Consider the following 20,431-nt stretch of genomic DNA (forward strand, 5'->3'; position numbering starts at 1 on the left):
AAAGTGGTTGCCAATCAGGCAGCCGCTTTTGTCTTTGTTTTGCTTTCTATGCCCAATCCAAGCCATAATAGAGACAATACATACAGGATGTGATTACGCTTGCAGATCATTGTTTTTGACCTTGAAACGACACTGACTTATCAGAGAGACAAGATCCCGGAAATTATTGAGATCGGAGCGGCAAAAGTCGTACCCGGAAAAAATGGCGTGGAGGTCGACACATTCCAGCGATACACCTTTCCAGCCATTGAGCGCAGAATTACAGAGAGAACGCGCAAATTCATCGGTCTCGATAAAGAGAACATGCCAACCTTTATCCCGTTTCGCCGGGCATTCGCAGAATTTATGAAGTGGATCGGCAACGATTCTGAATACTACCTGTGCACATGGGGGCAAGACGACAAGCGTCTGATGATCGAGCATTGTGCGCGGTTTGGCTTGGACTTCAACTGGATGCGCAATTACAACGACATCCAGCCGCCAATTAGCATGCTTTTGGCTGATCGCAAACAGATGAGTCTGAAAGAAGCGATCGACACGGCAGGAATCATCCAGGAGGGCAGGCTGCACTCCGCCTTGGTTGATGCCATCCACACAGCTCATTTGCTCATCAAATACAACAAGACGGTACAGTTGAAAGAAAACACGCCAGAAGAGAACTACAATTTGTCGAGCTCGTTGTACATTACGTGCCGATCCTGCAAAAAAAGCAAATACTACACGGCTTTCGGGCGAAAAAGTAGAAGATGCGAGGCTTGCTTGCAACATCGCAAGAAGTTGGAAAAAGCCGCAGAAGCAGCAACCGTCCAACAGAGCTAACGGGAGAGAACGGAGGAGTGCGTAGATGATACGACAAGCACAATCAACTGACAAAGAGACAATCGTGACGATGATCGGCGAAGGCATGCTTTGGAGGACCGAAGAGATTGTTGATATCGTGGAAGAAGCTACGGTTTACATCTGGGAGGAAGATGATCAAATCATTGGCTGTAGCACATATGATTTGAACTCCTCCGGCGAAGACGGGACAGTAGAAATATACGTCTATACAAGACCAGACCATCGAAAGCGAGGAGTCGGTTCCCGGCTGTTCGATAAGCTTTGGCTGGAACTGCAACAGCACGAGGAGAAGCCGAGGTCAGTCATGGCTACCTATCGGGTAGACCACGGGCAGGGTGCTGATTTTTTTGCCAAGAGAGGTTTCGCTTCTATCTGGGGACATCATCTGATGAAATACACAGGAGAGATCGGGCCTGCGCCGACACTCGACGTACGAAAATTCACCGAGTCCGATATGGATATGTACATCCAATCGCAGAGTGACGCTTACTATGAGGTGCGCAAAGGCATCGATCTTCAGCCATACCGTTTGGCGGATTATCCTGAGAAAACGATGAACGCATGGAAAAACTGGCTGCTGGGTGAGATGAGAGAGGACATTTATTTGTTCGAGCATGAGGGAGTATTCGTAGGGTCCTTGATCATCACAGGACATGGCGAGGTTTACGATGTGTTCGTAGATCCCATGCATCAAGGCAAAGGCTATGGTAAAGAGCTTGTCCACTTTTTTGTGAACCGGACGCTGGAAAAGGGCTTGAAGCCCTATCTCGTCACAGGTACTCACAACGAACCTGCGATTGCATTGTACGAACGGACAGGCTTCCAGACGTTTCAGACGACCACGACAGCGAAGAGAGACTTTGCGTAATCCGCTTATAAAAAAATGCCGCAGGGATTAGACCCGAGCGGCATTTTTCATTGTGACCGATAGCCTATACTCCGAGCAGGAGCAGGATAATGGACGTCAGACTAAAGCAAACACTGATCAAGCACAGGAAGGTGACGACCTGCTTTGGATTGAGTCCAGAACGCAGCAGGCGATAATGAACCTGGCTGGCATCTGCTTGGTAGATCGGCTTTCCTTGCAGGAAGCGTTTAGTCACGACAAACAGATTATCGAAAATCGGCACACCGAGAGCTAAAATCGGAATGAACAAGGAGAGAACAGTTGCTTGCTTAAAGGCACCATCCAACGCGATAACCGCCAAGATAAAGCCGAGGAAGGTCGCGCCTGCATCTCCCATGAAAATTTTGGCCGGCGGCTTGTTGTACCGCAGATAAGCCAAGGCAACACCGACCAGACTGATCGCCATAATCGCAGAAGTGCTTTGTCCTTTTACCAAAGCGACTACGAAGAGCGTGCCTGCGGAGATCGCAGAAAGCCCTCCAGCCAAGCCATCCATGCCATCCGAAAAATTGATGACCGTCGTTACTCCGAAAATCCACAGGATGGTCAGGATGAACTGCAACCATTCCGGGAGCAATATGTATTCGCCACTCAATGGATTGTAAAAGCCGGAAAAAGTAATACCCGACAAGTAGACAATCACGGCGGCTGATACTTGGACGATCAGCTTGGGCAGGGCGGAAAAATCCTTGCCTTGCGTCTTGTACCAGTCATCAATGGTACCAATAATAAGCAGCAGTAGTGAGCCTGACAGAACAGCGATCGTTTGCCCGGTCGATTCTTTCGAGAAGAGCAAAAACGATGCAGCAAAGCCGACAAAAATAGCGTAGCTAGCTGTCAATGGGATAGGCTCCCGGTGAATTTTTCTTTCCACGTCTTTACGTGGCTTGTCCACAAAATCAAGGCGAAATGCCAATTTAGCCAGAGGCGGAATCAGCACCATAACGATACAAAACGACAGTAAAAACGAAAGAGCGTACGTTATCGTGACCATCTCCTACAGGTAGTGAGCTTTCTATATGCAAAGATACTCGCATACCGTGTTGTTTGACAAGTCTATTATAGGAAGGATTCCAAATTTTGTCGACTCTTGCAATCATGCTAGGGTGAGGTACCAAAAAAAGTTGGTACTTATCTCCAACAGAACTGATCCCTATAATCCTTCGTAGGAGGGATCCAGATGGAATACTTGTCATTATGGTTTATCGTAGGGATCATCTTTTCCATAACACTCGCGGCGAGACAGATCCAGCCTTGGCTGAAATTCGTTATATTCGGTTACTACCTCGTGCTATCCTACCTATTTATCTCTCGTAAAGAACAGATATATAGTGAATATCATCGGGTGCCCGTTCCAGAGCAGTTCTGGGAAACCAACTCGGATTGGGTGGGATTCATGCTGGGCTTTTATTTTGTCCCATTTTTTCTCATCCTGCTGTTCATCTACTTTTGGCTGTTTCGAAAAGCTAACAGTGTGAAGAAACGGTTTTTCATTGCTCTTACCATTGTACCCGCAGCGATTATTTATCTATGCTTGCTGTTTGTTTTCAGTATGTACGGATATCGACCTTAAACAAGTGATGTTAGATTATCTTACATAGTTTTGGTTTCTCCGTTATAGTGTAAGAAGGGAGAAAAAATCTTCTTCAAATACGGAGGGGCTCTTATGAAGTCAGCGCTTTGTTATCGGGAAGGAATCGAGTTTTCAGAGGAAGAACTGCGTCAGCTGTCCCAGTTGCTGGTCGATGTCGTGGAGGATGGGGCTTCCCTTGGTTTTTTACCACCTATGCAGCTGGAAGAAGCACGCGTCTATTGGACTTCGGTGCCCAATGAACATGTGAAAATTTGGGTAGCTGTACAGGAAGATGTCATCGTCGGAGCCATCCAGTTGCATCTGGTGAGTCGTCCAAATGGATTGCATCGGGCAGAAATCGCCAAGCTGATGGTTCATCCTAGAGCGCAGCGTCAAGGCATTGGGCGTGGACTGATGCTGTTGGCGGAGGCAAGGGCCCTTGCTGAAAACCGCAGCCTCCTCGTTTTGGATACACGAGCGGGCGATCCGTCCAATCAGTTGTATCAGTCGATGGGCTATCAAGAAGCAGGGCGCATTCCGGGGTTTGCCCGAGCGGCTGATGGCAGCTTGCATGATACCGTCCTTTACTTTAAAACATTGGAATAGTCGAACAAGCTACAAGCGGACGGTTAACAGGCGTCCGTTTTTCTGTTTAAATAGTATGAAAAGTTTCCATGCTGGGAGGTTCTTATAATTTGTCATTTGGACCGCAAGAATTGATCAAAAGATGTCTAGAAACTCATAATCAACTGTTTTTAATTGCAGAAGTGGACGGGAGAATTGTGGGGAACCTGACTTTTCGAGGGGGTATCCGATCGAGAACGCAGCATGTAGGTGAATTTGGGATTAGCGTTTTGAAAGAGTTTTGGGGATCAGGGATTGGGAGACTTCTACTGGAATCACTGCTGGAATGGGCCAAGCAATCAAAGGTGATACGAAAAATCAATCTGAAAGTCCGTTCAGACAACGATTCTGCTATTCGCTTGTACAGAAAGCTAGGCTTCAAGGAATTCGGTACGGTGACGAGAGAATTTTTGATAGAGGATACATTTTACGATTGTCTCTACATGGGCATCGAAATAGACTGAGGAACAGACCGTCAGGATGTTGACCTGACGGATTTTTGATGAACAAAATACTGATTATTCAAACAAGTTGAAAGGGGCCATCATGAAAAGGAAAGTCTCGACGTTTTTTTTGCAAGGAACACTGCGGGTGAAGATTCTCACGCTTTTTCTCTGTTTGATTGCAATCCCGCTAAGTTTGCAGGGAATCATCACGTATAACAAGTTTTCGGCTTCAACGGAATTGAGGACGGCTGAATACACGGGGCAGATTGTGGGTCAGATCAATCGCAACCTGGAGCGCAATATTCGGGAGATGAAGCGCTTATCACTCATGCCGCTCTACGATCCAGAAGTCCTGTCCATTTTAAAAGGAATTCAGACAAATACGTCGGCTACTTCTTTTCTCTCCATGGAAAAAAGGGAGAAGATGACGCTGTATATATCCAGTCTTTCCTATAGCCGACCGGAAGTAAAAGGCATTCAAATCATCGCGGGGAATGGCATGATTTTTTCCAATCTGGACCCTTCCGTCATGAAGAGCAAGGGAGATTTGGCAGAAGAGGGATGGTATTCGCGCGTGATCAAGGAACAGGGGGCAGCCGTCATTATTCCACAGCATCGGCCCGGCTATTATTTGGATGCCTCTGGTGAGCGCTATGTGTCAGTAGCTCGATTATTGCGAGAGCCATATACGAAAGTACCGCTCGGAATCATTAAAATCGATATGAAAATGGACATGTTTGACCAGATCTTGTCCGATATGCCTTTTACCCAGGATGGGAGCTTGATCATCGTAAATGAGGGAAACGAGCTGTTTTATGAAAAGAGGGAGAGCGAAGGCTCACCGGGCTATCGTACTTTGCTGCAAGAAACTAACGGGATCAATCGTGGAAATGCGAATCAGATGATGATTCAGGGTCAGCGATATCTCTTCGTGGATCATCAATCGAGAGAGACGGGGCTTGTGGTGATCAGTCTGATTCCGCTCGATATCCTGCTCGCAGAATCCAATAGCTTGCGCAGTTTTACGATGCTGATTGCGGCGATGTTTTTACTCGTCGCTGGCGGGCTCGCGATTTATTTTTCCTATTCACTCAGCAAGCCGCTCGTTCAATTGAAAGAAAAAATGCTGCAAGTAAAGCGAGGTAACTTCCATGAACGAGTTCCTGTCGATTCCCAAGACGAGATCGGGAAGCTGAGCGAGCAATTTAATCAGATGGTCGAGGAAATCAACCGCCTTGTCAATGAGGTGTATCTCAGCAGCTTGCGTGAGCGGGAGGCGGAGCTGGCGGCCTTGCAGAGCCAGATCAATCCGCATTTTATTTACAACACACTCGAATCGATCAATATGATGGCGATCCGCTCGGGCAATTACGATGTGTCTGACATGGTTTCTTCGCTCGGAAAACTCATGCGCTATACGGTCGTTCGAGAGGATGGGCACGTTACGCTTAGGCAAGAGCTCGTATCGTTAGAATCCTACGTCCGTATCCAAAAGATTCGTCTGGGCGAGCGCCTTCAGGTGTATATGGACGTGGAAGAGAGCCTGTCGGATCAGCGTATTCCGAAGCTGCTGCTACAGCCGTTGCTTGAAAATGCAATTGCACACGGGATCGAGCGTCAGGAACAGGGAGGGACGATATGGCTCACGGCGCTTTGTCAGGAGGGTGTAATGCAAATCAGCGTGAGGGACAATGGCAAGGGAATGTCTGAGCAATCATTGAGTCGTCTGCTCGCAAGTCTGCGTACGCCTATGCAGCAGCATGAGATGACAGGAAACGCACACAATGGGACAGCATTGCGAAACATTTCCCAGCGGCTGACTTTATTGTTCGGGGAAGAGTACGGGCTGACGATTGTGAGCAGACCGGATCAAGGCACGGAAATTACGATGAAGATTCCGCTCGATTTTCAGAAGGGAGAAATACGCGATGTACAAAGTATTGCTTGTGGAAGATGAACGAATGATTCGGGAAGGCTTGAAAACGTTAATTGAAAAAGGAGCATCTGGTTTTGCTGTCATGGCAGAAGCGGAAAATGGAAAGGATGCCCTGCAGTATATGCGCACGGAAATACCTGATTTGATTGTGACAGATATCCGCATGCGGGAAGTCGACGGCTTGGCGCTCATCGGGAAAATTCGGGAGATGTACGAGGAGCTGCCCATCGTGATTATTAGTGGCTATGGTGATTTTCACTATGCACAGAAAGCGTTGAAGTACAAAGTCTCCGACTATCTTTTGAAGCCCATTGATCGATTAGAGCTGGTGAGCACGCTCGCAAAAATCAGGCAAGCGCTGGATCGCAAAAAGAAAGTCAGGGAAGAAGAAAACAGCGTCGACGGCAGCCATAGAGAAGAAAGACAAATCATTCGCAAGGTAAAAGCATTCATTCATGATCATTTGGACGGCGATTTGAGACTCCAGACGCTGGCGGAGTCTGTTCATTTGAATCCGATTTATTTGAGTCAATTGTTCAAGACCGAGACGGGGGAAAATGTCTCCGACTACATCACCCAGGTGAGGATGAACCGCGCCAAGCGGCTTTTACACGAGACGAGCCTAAAGGTGTATGATATTGCCCGCTTAGTAGGGTATCAGAGCGCGAAGCATTTCATGCTGGTATTTAAAAAGGAAGTCGGGATGACACCCGGGAGCTACCGAGATCTCGTAGGCAGTGAAGATCTTTAAATCTCATACCAAATCTAAATCTCGCGTGATTTATCTCACTATTCGATCAATTTTATACTGGTGACAGGGAAATCAGATAAGGAGGTACGCCATGAAAAAGGCAATCCTGTTGGCATTGTCTACTGCTTTGACAGCGTTTACATTTGGGTGCAGCAACACCGTGACGACTCCCGGTGACTCCCCAGCGGGCAAGAAAGAAGCAGTCGAGCTTACGTTTTTGACATGGGGCAACCAAGCCCACCTAGACCTGTATACGAAGCTCTCTGAAAAATTCACGCAACAAAACCCGACCATCAAGGTGAAGCTGGAATCTGTGCCATTCCCCGATTACCAGCAAAAGGTGACGGTGCTCGCTGCTGGTCAGGAGCTGCCTGACATCGGTTGGGTGTCTGAGCGAATGGTGCCGCAGTTTATGGAGAATGGAATATTGGAAGATGTCTCGGATGTAAAGAACGATGCTGCTTTTAAGCTGGACGACTTTATTCCGTCGACGCTTGAGCTGTTCCGAAAAGACGACAAACTGTACGGACTGCCGTTTTCTACCCCACCTACCGTGATGTTTTACAACAAAGAATTGTTTGAGAAGGCAGGCTTGAAATCGCCGAACGACCTAGCGAAAGAAGGAAAATGGACGTGGGAGGAATTCGAAAAGTCGGCTCAGGCGATCTCGAGCGGAACCGGGGCGAGCAAAATCTACGGGGCCAACTTCTTCCGCGATTGGAAAACGTGGATCATCCTGTCTTCCTATTCGTGGTCAAATGGCAGCGGCCCGTTCAACAAAGAAATGAATCAGTTTACGTGGAATGACCAATACGGGGTGGAGACACTCAGCATGCTCCAACGGATGATGTTTACAGATGGGTCGCATCCGAAGGCGGGTGAGCAGGTCAGCTTTGAATCAGGCAAAATTGGCATGTTCTTTGACGTGTACAGCTACGTTTCGAAGGCACGGACGATCAAGGACTTCAAGTGGGACATTGCTCCAATGCCAGCGGGTTCAAAAGGCTCGGCACCGATGCTCGGTCAGGCAGGGTATTCGATTTTCAAAGGAACGAAGCATTTGGAGGAGACCAAGCTATTCCTCAAGTTCCTCGCGAGTGAGCAGGGTGTCCAGGAGACCTCGACTTACTTTGTACCGCCGCGCTTGTCTGTACTGAATTCCGATCCGTTTTTGAATGTTCCAGGCAACCCTGACCCTGCACACATCAAGCAGGCGGTTATCGATGAAATGCCTAAGGCACACCTGCAGCCAGGCCATGTGGATTGGCAAAAAATCGACACGACGATACTGGCTGGTTTTGATCAATTATTCGGTCAAACGGCACAGCCTGCGGATATCGTGAAGTCGCTGGAAAAGAAAGTAAATCCGATCTTGAAAAAGTAAGCTCGCCACAACGGTCTGGGACACAGGCCGTTGTGACTTGAGAGGGAGGATACGATGAATCGTTTTCGACAAGCACTGGAAGAGAAGCCGTTTTTGCTCATGGTCAGTCTCCCGCAAAACGATGAGACCTTGGCCAGAGCAGCGATGGAGGAAGGTGCAGATGGCTTGAAGATGCACATCAATGTGTACCATCGTGCCAGTGGCAACCGGTTCGGTCCTCTGGCTGAACATACGGACTTTCTCCAAACGATACGCAGCCAGTTCGCAGGGCCGATTGGCATTGTTCCGGGCGGGTCAATGGAGGAGCTCAATCCCGAGGAAATCAAACAGTTCGATTCGCTGGGAATCGACTTCATCTCCATCTATGGTCATCATTTGCCTGCGTCCCTTTTGAAAATCGAAGGGGTGGCGAGTACGTTTGCCATCGATGATCAGTTTGATTTGAACCGATTGGAGGCCGTGAAGCATTTTCCCATGACCGCATTGGAGGCGTCGATTATTCCGGGGAGTGAGTATGGCACGAGGCTTACGTTTGCCGACCTGCTCACCTATCGGTACATCGTAGAAAAGGCAGGCATCCCCATCATCGTCCCGACACAGCGGAAAATTGTGGCGGAGGATATGAAAGCTCTGCGGGAAACGGGAGTTCGTGTCCTGTTAGCTGGAGCGATGGCGATCGGGGGGACAGAGGATGAAATGCGCCGTTCCATCCATGCATTGCGGAACGCGATTGATAACTAAGGAGGGATCGTATGGAGAGCAAGTTGAATGTCCCGCTCTCTCCTGACAAGAGAACAAGTGGCACAAGGAAAAAATCCTTCAACCGGGAAGCGAATCTGACAGGATGGCTGTTTATAAGTCCGATGGCCATCGGGTTTGTGGTGCTGTTGCTTGGTCCGCTTTTGCTCGCGCTGTACATGAGCTTTACGGATTGGCCGTTACTAGGGGAAGCTGAATTTATTGGATTGGAAAATTACAGAGCGATCTTTCAGGATGCCGAATTTTGGACGGTCGTGGGCAATACCTTTACGTTCTCTGCTGGTCTCGTCCCCCTGAATATCGTGTTGGCGCTGGGGTTGGCCTTACTGCTCGTGCGCAAGCTGCCAGGGATCGGGATTTTCCGCACAGCCATTTTTGTGCCGGTCATGACATCGCTGATCGTCTGGGCGATTGTGTGGAAGTATTTGTTTGCGACAGACACAGGGTTTATCAATCAAATCTTGCAGATGTTCGGGATTACAGGCCCTTCATGGCTTTACAATCCAAAGCTGGCGATGCCAGTGGTGATCGTGACGAGTGTCCTGAAAAATGTGGGCTTGAACATGGTGCTGTTCATCGCTGCTTTACAGCAGGTGCCCGTTCACTTATACGAGGCGGCGCGCATTGATGGAGCCAGTCGGACGCGTCAATTGTTTCAAATTACGATCCCAATGATCAGTCCGACGGTTTTTTTAACTACGTTGTTGACGATCATCGGCTCGCTCAAGGTGTTTGGGCAAATTTACGTCATGACCCAGGGTGGGCCAGATAACAGTACAAAGGTGCTCGTCTATTACATATGGGAGCGTGCCTTCAAAAACTTTGAATTCGGTTATGCGTCTGCACTTGCCTTTGTGCTGTTCTTTATCATTTTAGTGTTTACGCTCTTGCAGTGGCAGTTTAGAAAAAGGTGGGTGTTCCATGAAGAGTAATCGCCACGGATTACAAGCGGGCAAGTTATTGGGGATTGGCGGTCACTATGTAGCGTTAGGAGCGATCTCCCTACTGATGCTGGTGCCTTTTTTGTGGATGCTTTCTACATCGTTAAAAGAGCCGGCCAAAATATTCGTCTTTCCGCCAGAGTTTATCCCTTCGTCGATCCGCTTGGAGAACTACACGGAGGTTTTGGCGAATACGCCGTTTCATTTGTTCTATTGGAACAGCCTGTACATTGCGATTTTGGTTACGGTTGGAACGGTTTTATTTTCATCGATTGCAGGCTATGCGTTTGCCCGAATTCCGTTTCGTGGACGCAATATCGTCTTTCTAGTGCTGCTGTCAACGATGATGATCCCGCATGAAGTGACGTCGATTCCGATGTTTTTGTTCATGCGCATGCTTGGGTTTATTAATACGCATGTGCCGTTGATTGTGCTTCCCATTTTTGGGGCAGGCGGAATTTTTGGAGTGTTCGTCATGCGCCAGTTTTTCCTCGGGATTCCGAAAGAACTGGAGGAAGCGGCGATGATTGATGGCTGCTCGCGTTGGCGGATTTACTGGAGCATCATGCTACCACTAGCGAAGCCAGCCATCGCGACGCTGACGATTTTTACGTTTTTGACGAGCTGGAACGAGTTTTACGATCCGCTCATTTTCATCAACGACAGAGAGCTGATGACGCTGCCGCTCGCTTTGTCCTTGTTTACCGATGAAGTAGGGACAGCTTGGCATCATCTGATGAGTGCGTCCGTTATGGCGACCTTGCCGCTTTTGATCGTGTTCTTTTTCGCCCAAAAGCAGTTTATCGAGGGTGTATCGATGACGGGCCTTAAAGATTAAAGGGTAAAGGGAGTTCAAAATATCGACTTTTTCAACAAGGAGTGAGTGCAGATGGATCGAGTAGTGGAAGCAGATGTAGTCGTGGTAGGCGGGGGACCGGCAGGAATCAGTGCCGCTCTCGCCAGCGGACGATTGGGAGCCAAAACGATCCTGATCGAGCGTTACGGCTTTCTCGGAGGGATGTCGACGATTGCGCTCGTTTATCCGTGGATGACGTTTCATACGGAGAAAGGCGAGCAAGTCATCAAAGGAATTGCACAGGAAATCGTCGACCGCTTGCAAGAAAAGGGGGGATCGCCTGGACATTTGCAAGATACGGTAGGATTCGTCAGCACAGTCACGCCGTATCATCCGGAAATTTACAAGCTGGTCGCTGTGGAAATGCTCAAGGAAGCGGGCGTCAAGCTGTTTGTCCATAGCTTTGTCGATCAGGTGAAGGTAGAGGGGACAGCGATTACTTCTGTTACGCTCACCAGTAAATCAGGCAAGTATGAGATCAAGGCCAAGGTGTTCGTTGATGCGACAGGAGATGCAGATATCGCTTATTTATCGGGAGCGCCGACGAGTAAAGGGCGAGAGGCAGATGGGCTGACACAGCCGATGACCATGAAATTTCGCATGCGCGGCGTCGATCTGGAGCAGGTGAAGCAGTACATGCTTGATCATCCAGACGAGTTTTATAACAAGACGCCGTTTGCGCAGTTGCCGTCCATTCCACTGACGGGTGTCCAAGGCTTTTATACGCATTGGAAGATGTCAGGTGTTCCGATTAATCGGGATCAAGTTCTGTTTTTCACAGGGCCTGAAAGCGATGAAGTTCTGATCAATTGCACGCGGGTGCAGGGGCTGGATGGAACAGATGTCGAGGATTTGACGGAAGCGGAGGAAGAAGGGAGACGTCAAGTGCTATTGATGTCTGAATTTTTGAAAAACAAAGTTCCGGGTTTTGCGAAAGCATCCGTCTCCGCAGTTGGAACGCAAATTGGAATCCGTGAGACGCGCAGAATCGTCGGGGAGTACAGCTTGACGATTGAAGACGTGGTCGCGGGCAGGCGTTTTCCGGATGTCATTGCACGAAGCGGCTATCCGGTTGACATTCACGATCCTTCTGGCAAAGGCGTAGCGGCAGCAGATATTGAAGGAGAAGGCGCTTATGACATTCCGTATCGATGCCTGATCCCTCCGTCCATTGACAACTTGCTTGCGGCGGGGCGTTGTATCTCTACGACACATGAGGCGCTGGCTACGACCAGGCTTACCCCGAGTTGTATGGCTACAGGGCAAGCAGCAGGTACAGCAGCGGCCATCGCATTTCACGACAAGACCATTCCGCGTTTGATTCACGTGGCAAAATTACAGGAACAATTGCGTCTAGCGAATGCCGTCCTCGATTAAACCTTTTCATTTTGAAAGGAGATTGGATCTATGAAAAAGTTGCGCGTTGTCATTTCAACACTGGCTATGGCAGCACTAGTAACAGGCATGGTTCCATTTACGCAGACGAGTACAGTTGCGGCGAAAAAAGCGTCACCAAAACCAATTACCAAAGTCGCCCTTGTCCCTCTCGATGATCGTCCGGTCAACACGTATTTTCCACAAATGTCAGCACGGGCAGGCGGGGTGGAGGCGATTCTGCCGGATGAAGACATGCTCGGTCACTTTATGACTCCGGGCGATGGGGAAGAAATTGGCGATTGGTTGATCAAACAAGCAAGTAAAGTGGACGGCTCGGTCATTTCTGTCAGCATGCTGGCATATGGCGGGCTAGTTGCGTCCCGTACCGACCAACAGTCCTATGAAGATGCCCTATCGAATATCGAAGCCATTAAGAGACTGAGAGACAAACATTCCAAAAAGCCGATCTACGTCTTCGATACGATTCAACGCCTGGCGGTGACGGCGACTGATCCCGAAACATTGAAGTACTATGAGCAAATCAGAGAATGGGCCATTTTATACGATGAAGTACACAACCTCGGCATGACAGAAAAAAAGGATCGACTCGATCAGTTGGAAAGGGAGATTCCTGAGTCTGTGCTGGAAGATTACTTGAATGCCCGCGAGCGTAACCACAAGATTAACTCCTTGATGATTGATTGGGTAGAGGATGGGACCATTGATTATTTAGTGCTGGCTCAGGATGACGCTGCTCCCCATGGTCTTCACCGGGCAGAGCGGGAGACCTTGGTCAAAAAAGCAAAGGAGCTGGATGTAGAGGATCGTGTGGCGATTTTTCCTGGAGCGGACGAAGTAGGAACCGTCTTGTTGAGCCGATTCGCCTTGAACGAAATGCGCATCCATCCAAAAGTAGCAGTCGAGTATTCGGGTATAGACGGCAGTGAGTGGACGGCGCCGTTTGAAGACACGACCTTTGATGTAAATGTCGAGAAGCATATCATCGCAGCAGGCGGCAAGCCAGTTCGGGATGAAGACGATGCAGATATCGTGTTAATGATCAATTCACCGAAGAAAAAAGGACAGAGCAACGCAGAGAGACGCGAAGATCTGGATGAGTTCGTCGAAGAAATCAATGATCTTCTGGAGGAAGGAAAGCAGGTCGCCATTACAGATGTGACGATTACAAACAAAGCTGACCCTGAGCTGATCGAGCGACTACAAGAAGAAGTAAAGCTGCCGGAACTTTTCGCCTACACGGCATGGGGAACGGCGGGAAATAACATGGGAAGCGCGTTGGGACAGGCGTTGCAACGATCAGCCTTTCTGGAAAAAGGAAATCAGTTCGGTGTGCCCTTAACGGTGGATGCGGCAGAAACCCATATCAATCTGCTCTTGTCATCGTTTGTAAATGACCATCATTACCGAAATGAAGTGATGGCAGAAGCACGTGACCTTGTAAAAGAGTTAAAAGGAAATGAGTGGAATCTCGGAGATGACTACGACGAAGTCAATGATTTTGTGAGAGATGCACTGATACCACATACGGAAGAATGGTACGAAAACTACTTTGCCAATCAATCGCTGGTTATTGGGAAGCGAGGCAAGAATACGTTTGAAGGTGAAATCGTCGAATTAACGAATAGGGAGATCAAGCTTCCTTGGGAACGGTTATTTGAAGTCTTTGTCGGGCCAGAAGTGAAGATTGAAAGGGAGTAAGGTTTAGAAAAAGCCGGTCTATTTTTCGAGTCTGCACATATCATGTCTCTATCGCTATAAGAAGGTGACTAGGATGGAGACTCTACAATGGTTGTATGTGCACTATGACTTGGAAATGTATGTGCGGGTAGTGGTGAGCGCGATTCTCGGTTTGTTTATCGGGTGGGATCGCTCGCATAGAAATAAGCCTGCCGGGCTGAAAACGTACATGTATGTGTCCGTAGCCTGCACGCTCATCACACTCGTTTCTATTTACAGCACAAATCTATACAGCGCGCCTGGCAATGGAACGATGATGGACCCGATGCGCTTGGCTGCACAGATTGTCACAGGTCTTGGCTTTTTGGGAGCAGGCGTCATCTTGAAGGACGGCTTGAAAGTAAAAGGACTGACCTCCGCAGCCATGATCTTTTTCGCTGGAGGGATTGGTATAGGGATCGGAGCCGGATTTTACGGCATTGTGATATTCTCGGTCATCATCGCCTTTGTGCTCGCTAGGATCAGTCAGCGTGTGGAAGATGTCCAGCATAAGCGGTTAGGAAAGTGAATCATGGAGAAGCGGTGCATTAGCATCGCTTTTTATTTTTAGAAGGAGCTGTAGTGGGGGAAGAAGCGAATTTCCAGTCTACGCTTCGGCCTACGCCCCGCAAGGGGTCAAGACTGTCCGCTTCGGAATAAATGGCGGGAGCGCTTCAAAACGTAGAAGTTTCGAGGAAGGATTCCATAAGTGAAGCTGAAATTCCCCGCCATTTATTCCGAAGCTAGGTCGGGCTCCAGAGGCGCTTGGACTGGAAATTCGCTTCTTCTACGCAGCTTCTCATTATTGTTTGAAAGCAAATCTTAGGAGATGAATGCAGTCCTATGCTCTCAAAAACTTCTTTGTAATAACTTACAAAATGCCGTAGTAGCGCGAAGTCATCCACAGCTGTACGAAAGCACTGTCACATGTTTGGGAGGAGACCGCCCGAACGAAGAGAGGATACAGGCGACTGGAAAACATGTGGCAGGGCTTCTCCCGACCACTACAGTTGGAAGGACATGAACTTAGGGGTTTTGATTGTACCGATTTCATACTATGCTAACGTTAGAATATTTCAAATAGGATGAGTGCCTGCATGAGCAAGTGGTTTGTAAGTCTATGCAATCTTGTCGTTATCATGGTGATCGGGATGCTCGCCGTGACGCCATTCGCTAATGCCGTGGAACAACCACCCCAGGCCAAACGAGGCGTGATAGATTTGCGTGGCGTGGATTGGGAAGACGGCGACACGATTTGGCTGGATGGGGAATGGAGTTTTTACTGGCGGCAGTTCCTCACCCCAGGTACTTTTGAATCCAATGCTTCCGTACGAGAGTACATCCAAGTACCTTCATCTTGGAAGCAGGGGGCCGGGAATCGAACGGATATATCCAATCAGGGATACGCCACGTATCGACTGCTCATTCAGCTGGATGAGCAAAAGTCAGAAAGACCCTTCGCACTCTATATGCCCAGCGTCGCAACGGCCTACAAACTGTGGATAAACGGCAAGGCTATGGCCGAAAACGGTGTAGTCGGTGAGGATTTAGCGAGTATGACCCCGAAAAATTATCCCAAGGTCGTCGTGTTTCAACCAGATCAACCACAAGTGGAGCTCGTTATTCACGTCTCTAATTTTGTCCAGCGAAAAGGTGGCCTGTGGGAAGCCATTGAGTTGGGGCATGCTGAGCAAATCATGGGGAAGCGTGAAGCCAACATTATCTACAGTGGCATGATTGCTGCATCCTTGTTAGTCATGGGCATCTATCATTTCGGTTTGTATATGACACGCAAAAGAGAGAGTTCGACTCTCTATTTTTGTGGAGTCAGCATTGCGATCGCGGTCCGCATTTTATTTTTGGGAGAGACGATGGCTGTTAGCTTGTTTCCGCAGATCCCATGGGAGATGGTGGTCAAGCTGGAGTACATGTCTTCTCTTCTCACGCTGATCATGCTCGCTTGTTTTGTCCATTCGCAGTATCGGGCATTATTCAATCGTTTCATTCAGAGAGCCTGCGTCTGGACAGGGCTTCTCTTTATTCTCTTCGTGCTTTTTACCCCTGCTAGAATCTATACAGAATGGATTTATGTAGGAGAAGCCTATTTGTTGCTTAACTATGGCTACATGCTATTCGTTTATGGACGGGCCATCGTTCAAAAACAGACAGGCTCTGTCTTAAATGGAATCGGTCTCCTCGTATTTTTTACCGCAGTTGTCAATGAAGTGTTGTTTTACGCACATCTGTCTCCGTTTGAAAATGCAATTCCGTTCGGCTTGCTCGTTTTTTTACTCACCCAAATGATGAATTTGTCCATGGTATTCGCCCGTTCCTTTGCCCATGTCGAGCAGCTTTCCGAAGAGCTTGCGCAGACCAATGAATGGTTGGAGCAAAAAGTACTGCAACGGACACAGGCACTCGCGGACAAGAATCAGGAGCTGCAAAGGATGGAGGAGTCACGGCGCATGCTGCTCTCCAATATTTCGCATGAACTGGGGACGCCGCTCACGTCGATTCAAGGGTTCATCAAGGCGATGATTGACGGTGTGGTCAAGCCGAATGATCCGAAATACTTGGGGATCATCTATGAAAAAACAATCTATTTGCATCGAATCATCACGGATTTGTTTGAGTTGTCCAAGATGGAGTCGAGGCAGCTTCGCTTTCATTTTCAGCCATTGTCAACAGTTGGATTTTTCCGTGGCTTGTACGAGAAGCATTTACTCGATATGCAGGAGAAACAGCTGCAATTTGTGTGGGAAGCACAGGAGGAGCCAGATACGGAGTGCAAGCTTTTGCTGGTGGCTGATCCGATTCGCCTGGAGCAGGTCATGAGCAATTTGCTTGTAAATGCGCAAGCGTATACGGCACCGGGCGGGGTCATCAAGCTACAGGTAGAGTGGGAGCTGGCTCTGGATGGGACAGGCGAGGCAACCATCAAGGTAATAGATACAGGTGCAGGGATACAGGAGGAGGCGCTTCCTTTTGTGTTTGATCGATTTTATCGGGGGAGTGAATCTAGAAAGCTACGGACGGCAGGAGTGGGGCTAGGTCTGGCCATCTCCAAAGAAATTATCGAAAATCATCACGGGAAAATCGGCGTACAGAGTAAAGCGGGAGAGGGAAGCCTCTTCTGGTTTTCGCTGCCAGTCCGCTGGAAGGAAGAGAGTGAAGAGGGAGGAGAGAAGGTGAGATGAGCAACGAGGTAGTCCTGTTGGTAGAAGATGATGAGAACATTCGCGAATTGGTCAGGCTCTATTTGCAGGCTAGTGGTTTTCAGGTGCGAGAGGCAGAGGATACGAGGCAAGCGCAGGCCATGATGCTGAGTGAACAATTGGATATGGTCCTCCTTGACATTTTGTTGCCGGATGGATCGGGCCTAGAACTTTGTCAGACATGGAGGCAGAGTGGAATTCATGTGCCTGTCTTGTTTTTGAGCTGTAAAAATGACACGGAGGATATGATCGCTGGCCTGGATCTTGGTGGTGATGATTATGTGACCAAGCCCTTTGATCCCAATCTGTTGATTTCACGGGTGAAGGCGCACTTGCGCAGGAGGAGCATACAGGGAGAAAACAGCAAAGCTTTGTTGTCTCCAAAAGGACTGATAGAGACCTTGACCAAACGAGAGCTGGAGATGCTTCACATGATCAAAGCGGGGTATACGAATCAGGAGATCGCACTGCAATATCAAATATCGATTGGTACCGTCAAAGGATACAATAACCAATTGTTCAGCAAGCTCGGTGCCAAAAACCGGACGCATGCCATTATGCTCGCGAGTCAGTTCGGCTTTTTTACGTGAGCCCTAACTTTAGTTGGCTCCTCTTTTTTCTCGATTTTTCCAATGATATTCCTCTGACAAACGCGCGTTATGCTGGAAGAGCAATGAAAATCTGGAAAGGACGCGTGCGCGATGAGAGATGAAAGACTAGGAAAAATAGCAGACAACTTGATTTCGTACAGTCTGGATGTGCAAGCCAAACAGCATATTATGATCATGGTCGTGGATGAAGGAGAGCCGCTGGCAATGGAATTGGTAAAGCGGCTGTATGCGAAGGGAGCGTATCCCCACCTGCGCTTTGTACGGCCGAAGGTCCAGCGGGAATGGTTGAAAGGGCTAACGGAAGAGCAGCTTGCCCAGACAGTTCAGTGGGAAAAGGACATGTGGTTTGGCATGCAAGGCTATATCGGAATTCATGGCGAGACAAATGATAGTGAGATGAAGGATGTTCCGCAGGAGAAGTACCGTCTGTACGCAGAAGCGTATGATTCCATTTTCCATCATGTCGACAATCAAGTTACGGGACTGCGCATTAACTACCCGACCTCGGCCCTTGCCCAAAAGGCCAATATGACGACAGAAGCGTTTGAAGATTTTTATTTCAACGTATGTTCACTCGATTATCGGAAAATGGCAGAAGCGTGCCAGCCGTTGTACGACCTCATGGACAAAACGGACAAGGTGCGCATCGTTGGACCAGGGACAGACCTGACGTTTTCGATCAAAGGGATTGGGACGCGGACAGCGGTAGGCAAACGAAACATTCCCGATGGCGAAGTGTATACCTCTCCCGTGCGCGACTCGATTCACGGGACGATCAGCTACAATACGCCCAGCATTTTCAAAGGCACGACGTTTGAAAACGTCCGGTTTACTTTTCGGGAAGGAAAGATTGTCGAGGCGTACGCTAACCATACTGACAAGCTCATGGAAATATTGGACACGGATGAAGGTGCACGCTACATCGGTGAATTCGCCATTGCGTTTAACCCGTACATTTTGCACCCGATGGGCGATACTTTGTTTGATGAAAAAATCGCGGGCAGCTTCCATCTCACACCGGGTCGTGCCTATGATCAGGCGGATAACGGCAACCGCAGCGCGATTCACTGGGACCTGATCTGCATTCAGCGTCCGGAATACGGTGGCGGCGAAATCTGGTTTGACGATGTGCTGATTCGAAAAAATGGAAGGTTTGTGCATGAGGCTCTGCTGGGGCTGAATCCGGAGCAATTGATTCTGTAGGGAGGGCGATAATGCCCTCCCCCTTTATTTGAGTTTGAAAACGACTACACCTGCGATCATGATGCCGATTCCGATGATTTTGTTCAAGGTGATCGGAACCTTTTGCACACCGAACAGACCGAGAGAATCAATGAGGAGAGCGACGAGCAATTGTGAGATGAGCAGAATCGATACAGCGTAAGCAGGTCCGATGGCGGTAATGCCTTTCATCACACTAAAAACGATGATCGCTCCGAAAACGCCTCCTAGCAAATACACCTTGTTCACTTCCCCGATGCTTTTCCAATCGCCATCACGAACGTAGAGAAAGATCGCGAACGATACAAGAAAGCCTACGGCGTGAACAATCGCATTGGTTTGCCACAGTCCAAGCTTTGTACTGGCTTGCGCATTGAACACGCTTTGCAGACAAATAAAAACGCCAGCGAGTAACGAAAAGAGAATGCCTTGCACAATATGACCTCCTATATGGTTGATTACTCATAGATGTTTCCGCTCGCAAGCTCGCTGATTTTTTCTCGATCCTTGATAATCAGTGCGCTTTTTTTGCGTTCGATCACGGATGCTGCGCAAAGATTGCGGATGACCCGGTTCAAATGTCGGTAGCTGGTACCCAACAGCTCGGCAACCTCTGTCAGCTTCGCCGTCTTTAGCTCCTCGGAAGCGGTCGACCCCGTATCGCTGGACAGCGTGGAGAGCAAATAGCTGGCAAAGCGATTTTCAACGGGATACAACAGGTTCAGGCTGGTTGAGTTCGATGATGTATGTAGCTTGTGACTGATTTTATGTAGAATGAATTGCAAAAAAGGCGGGTGGTTCTGGTAGTTTTCCTGCAAAACTTTGAAGGGGAGACTGACCACGAGACTTCGATGGACAAACTCAACCGTATTGCGGACCTCGCATTGTGTGACATACTCGACGTCTCCGATAATCGCGAGTGGATTGTTAAAGCGTAGCAACAAAGATTTTCCGTTAGGGAGCGTCGTGAAAATCTTGATTTTTCCCTTCAGAATGAAGTACATATGGTGAAGCTGATCGCCCTTCGAACAGATGATGTCACCCTTCTCAGCCTGATACAGGCGCATTTCATGGAGAGTAATGGCGTCAAAAATATCGGGCAAGGAACTATTTTGCAACAGCGTATGCAAAAGTGTGCGGTCGTGAAGTTCTTTCATGTATCAAGCCTCCTGCTAGTTTGCTTGCAGGTTATACCCTCTTTAGTAAAAGGCATTTGCGCGCGAAAAAAAAGGACATATGTCCTTTTTCCCATT

Annotated in this window: 20 protein-coding genes; 17 read left to right on the forward strand and 3 right to left on the reverse strand. The window is 48.6% G+C overall.

Annotation, left to right across the window (positions count from 1 at the left end; genetic code table 11):
• Positions 1–99: 99 nt before the first annotated feature.
• Both HP399_RS07485 and HP399_RS07490 read left to right on the forward strand, forming a co-directional pair.
• Positions 100–819 (forward strand): 3'-5' exonuclease, encoded by a 720-nt coding sequence (locus HP399_RS07485; protein WP_173620525.1) that lies wholly within the window; start codon positions 100–102, stop codon positions 817–819.
• Positions 820–844: 25 nt separating this feature from the next.
• Entirely contained in the window at positions 845–1,708 is an 864-nt protein-coding gene (locus HP399_RS07490; RefSeq protein ID WP_173620524.1) for a GNAT family N-acetyltransferase, read from the forward strand.
• Between the two features lie 64 nt (positions 1,709–1,772).
• On the opposite strand, the gene HP399_RS07495 is transcribed toward HP399_RS07490, so the two are convergent.
• A complete protein-coding gene (locus HP399_RS07495; protein WP_007729630.1) occupies positions 1,773–2,741 on the reverse strand; it encodes an MraY family glycosyltransferase in 969 nt (322 codons plus the stop codon).
• A 186-nt stretch (positions 2,742–2,927) separates the two neighbouring features.
• Between HP399_RS07495 and HP399_RS07500 the strand changes: the two genes are divergently transcribed.
• The 15 genes from HP399_RS07500 (at position 2,928) to HP399_RS07570 (ending at position 19,160) form a co-directional block, all read left to right on the forward strand.
• Entirely contained in the window at positions 2,928–3,320 is a 393-nt protein-coding gene (locus tag HP399_RS07500; RefSeq protein ID WP_173620523.1) for a hypothetical protein, read from the forward strand.
• Positions 3,321–3,413: 93 nt separating this feature from the next.
• Positions 3,414–3,926, forward strand: coding sequence for a GNAT family N-acetyltransferase (locus HP399_RS07505; RefSeq protein WP_173620522.1), 513 nt, complete (start codon positions 3,414–3,416; stop codon positions 3,924–3,926).
• An 89-nt stretch (positions 3,927–4,015) separates the two neighbouring features.
• The gene (locus HP399_RS07510; RefSeq protein WP_173620521.1) at positions 4,016–4,408 is read left to right on the forward strand and encodes a GNAT family N-acetyltransferase; all 393 of its coding nucleotides are present in this window, start codon (positions 4,016–4,018) and stop codon (positions 4,406–4,408) included.
• An 82-nt stretch (positions 4,409–4,490) separates the two neighbouring features.
• Positions 4,491–6,347 (forward strand): cache domain-containing sensor histidine kinase, encoded by a 1,857-nt coding sequence (locus HP399_RS07515; RefSeq protein WP_173620520.1) that lies wholly within the window; start codon positions 4,491–4,493, stop codon positions 6,345–6,347.
• Positions 6,319–7,077, forward strand: coding sequence for a response regulator transcription factor (locus HP399_RS07520; RefSeq protein WP_173620519.1), 759 nt, complete (start codon positions 6,319–6,321; stop codon positions 7,075–7,077). The genes HP399_RS07515 and HP399_RS07520 overlap by 29 nt, the downstream gene beginning before the upstream one ends.
• A 91-nt stretch (positions 7,078–7,168) precedes the next feature.
• Positions 7,169–8,461, forward strand: a complete 1,293-nt coding sequence (locus tag HP399_RS07525; RefSeq protein ID WP_173620518.1) for an ABC transporter substrate-binding protein — start codon at positions 7,169–7,171, stop codon at positions 8,459–8,461.
• A 54-nt stretch (positions 8,462–8,515) separates the two neighbouring features.
• Complete coding sequence (locus tag HP399_RS07530) at positions 8,516–9,202, forward strand: hypothetical protein (protein ID WP_173620517.1); 687 nt, start codon at positions 8,516–8,518, stop codon at positions 9,200–9,202.
• 11 nt (positions 9,203–9,213) lie between these two features.
• Complete coding sequence (locus HP399_RS07535) at positions 9,214–10,152, forward strand: carbohydrate ABC transporter permease (RefSeq protein WP_173620516.1); 939 nt, start codon at positions 9,214–9,216, stop codon at positions 10,150–10,152.
• On the forward strand, positions 10,142–10,999 hold the full coding sequence (locus HP399_RS07540) for a carbohydrate ABC transporter permease (protein ID WP_064203104.1): 858 nt from the start codon (positions 10,142–10,144) through the stop codon (positions 10,997–10,999). The genes HP399_RS07535 and HP399_RS07540 overlap by 11 nt, the downstream gene beginning before the upstream one ends.
• 51 nt (positions 11,000–11,050) lie before the next feature.
• Positions 11,051–12,394 carry an FAD-dependent oxidoreductase gene (locus HP399_RS07545; protein WP_173620515.1) on the forward strand — a complete coding sequence of 448 codons (1,344 nt, stop codon included), beginning with the start codon at positions 11,051–11,053 and terminating at the stop codon, positions 12,392–12,394.
• Positions 12,395–12,424: 30 nt separating this feature from the next.
• A complete protein-coding gene (locus HP399_RS07550; protein WP_173620514.1) occupies positions 12,425–14,113 on the forward strand; it encodes a DUF4127 family protein in 1,689 nt (562 codons plus the stop codon).
• A 73-nt stretch (positions 14,114–14,186) separates the two neighbouring features.
• Entirely contained in the window at positions 14,187–14,660 is a 474-nt protein-coding gene (locus tag HP399_RS07555; RefSeq protein WP_173620513.1) for an MgtC/SapB family protein, read from the forward strand.
• Between the two features lie 568 nt (positions 14,661–15,228).
• Positions 15,229–17,328, forward strand: coding sequence for a sensor histidine kinase (locus tag HP399_RS07560; protein WP_173620512.1), 2,100 nt, complete (start codon positions 15,229–15,231; stop codon positions 17,326–17,328).
• Positions 17,325–17,936 carry a response regulator gene (locus HP399_RS07565; protein ID WP_173620511.1) on the forward strand — a complete coding sequence of 204 codons (612 nt, stop codon included), beginning with the start codon at positions 17,325–17,327 and terminating at the stop codon, positions 17,934–17,936. Before HP399_RS07560 ends, HP399_RS07565 begins: the two co-directional genes overlap by 4 nt.
• 111 nt (positions 17,937–18,047) lie before the next feature.
• Complete coding sequence (locus tag HP399_RS07570; protein ID WP_173620510.1) at positions 18,048–19,160, forward strand: aminopeptidase; 1,113 nt, start codon at positions 18,048–18,050, stop codon at positions 19,158–19,160.
• A 24-nt stretch (positions 19,161–19,184) separates the two neighbouring features.
• Here HP399_RS07570 and HP399_RS07575 read toward each other — a convergent pair whose 3' ends face one another.
• Together HP399_RS07575 and HP399_RS07580 are read right to left on the reverse strand one after the other, a co-directional pair.
• On the reverse strand, positions 19,185–19,613 hold the full coding sequence (locus HP399_RS07575) for a DMT family transporter (protein ID WP_007729656.1): 429 nt from the start codon (positions 19,611–19,613) through the stop codon (positions 19,185–19,187).
• A 23-nt stretch (positions 19,614–19,636) separates the two neighbouring features.
• The gene (locus HP399_RS07580; protein ID WP_173620509.1) at positions 19,637–20,335 is read right to left on the reverse strand and encodes a cyclic nucleotide-binding domain-containing protein; all 699 of its coding nucleotides are present in this window, start codon (positions 20,333–20,335) and stop codon (positions 19,637–19,639) included.
• Between the last annotated feature and the right edge of the window lie 96 nt (positions 20,336–20,431).

It is taken from the genome of Brevibacillus sp. DP1.3A, from assembly GCF_013284245.2.
In the GTDB taxonomy this organism is placed as follows: Bacteria; Bacillota; Bacilli; order Brevibacillales; family Brevibacillaceae; genus Brevibacillus.

What these genes read in the sequence shown, in the direction of transcription:
- HP399_RS07500 (WP_173620523.1), top strand. Translation starts at nt 2,928, where the DNA reads ATGGAATACTTGTCATTATGGTTTATCGTAGGGATCATCTTTTCCATA.
- HP399_RS07505 (WP_173620522.1), top strand. Translation starts at nt 3,414, where the DNA reads ATGAAGTCAGCGCTTTGTTATCGGGAAGGAATCGAGTTTTCAGAGGAA.
- HP399_RS07520 (WP_173620519.1), top strand. Translation starts at nt 6,319, where the DNA reads ATGTACAAAGTATTGCTTGTGGAAGATGAACGAATGATTCGGGAAGGC.
- HP399_RS07550 (WP_173620514.1), top strand. Translation starts at nt 12,425, where the DNA reads ATGAAAAAGTTGCGCGTTGTCATTTCAACACTGGCTATGGCAGCACTA.
- HP399_RS07495 (WP_007729630.1), bottom strand. Translation starts at nt 2,741, where the DNA reads ATGGTCACGATAACGTACGCTCTTTCGTTTTTACTGTCGTTTTGTATC.
- HP399_RS07560 (WP_173620512.1), top strand. Translation starts at nt 15,229, where the DNA reads ATGAGCAAGTGGTTTGTAAGTCTATGCAATCTTGTCGTTATCATGGTG.
- HP399_RS07555 (WP_173620513.1), top strand. Translation starts at nt 14,187, where the DNA reads ATGGAGACTCTACAATGGTTGTATGTGCACTATGACTTGGAAATGTAT.
- HP399_RS07525 (WP_173620518.1), top strand. Translation starts at nt 7,169, where the DNA reads ATGAAAAAGGCAATCCTGTTGGCATTGTCTACTGCTTTGACAGCGTTT.
- HP399_RS07540 (WP_064203104.1), top strand. Translation starts at nt 10,142, where the DNA reads ATGAAGAGTAATCGCCACGGATTACAAGCGGGCAAGTTATTGGGGATT.
- HP399_RS07490 (WP_173620524.1), top strand. Translation starts at nt 845, where the DNA reads ATGATACGACAAGCACAATCAACTGACAAAGAGACAATCGTGACGATG.
- HP399_RS07580 (WP_173620509.1), bottom strand. Translation starts at nt 20,335, where the DNA reads ATGAAAGAACTTCACGACCGCACACTTTTGCATACGCTGTTGCAAAAT.
- HP399_RS07530 (WP_173620517.1), top strand. Translation starts at nt 8,516, where the DNA reads ATGAATCGTTTTCGACAAGCACTGGAAGAGAAGCCGTTTTTGCTCATG.
- HP399_RS07570 (WP_173620510.1), top strand. Translation starts at nt 18,048, where the DNA reads ATGAGAGATGAAAGACTAGGAAAAATAGCAGACAACTTGATTTCGTAC.
- HP399_RS07515 (WP_173620520.1), top strand. Translation starts at nt 4,491, where the DNA reads ATGAAAAGGAAAGTCTCGACGTTTTTTTTGCAAGGAACACTGCGGGTG.
- HP399_RS07535 (WP_173620516.1), top strand. Translation starts at nt 9,214, where the DNA reads ATGGAGAGCAAGTTGAATGTCCCGCTCTCTCCTGACAAGAGAACAAGT.
- HP399_RS07565 (WP_173620511.1), top strand. Translation starts at nt 17,325, where the DNA reads ATGAGCAACGAGGTAGTCCTGTTGGTAGAAGATGATGAGAACATTCGC.
- HP399_RS07545 (WP_173620515.1), top strand. Translation starts at nt 11,051, where the DNA reads ATGGATCGAGTAGTGGAAGCAGATGTAGTCGTGGTAGGCGGGGGACCG.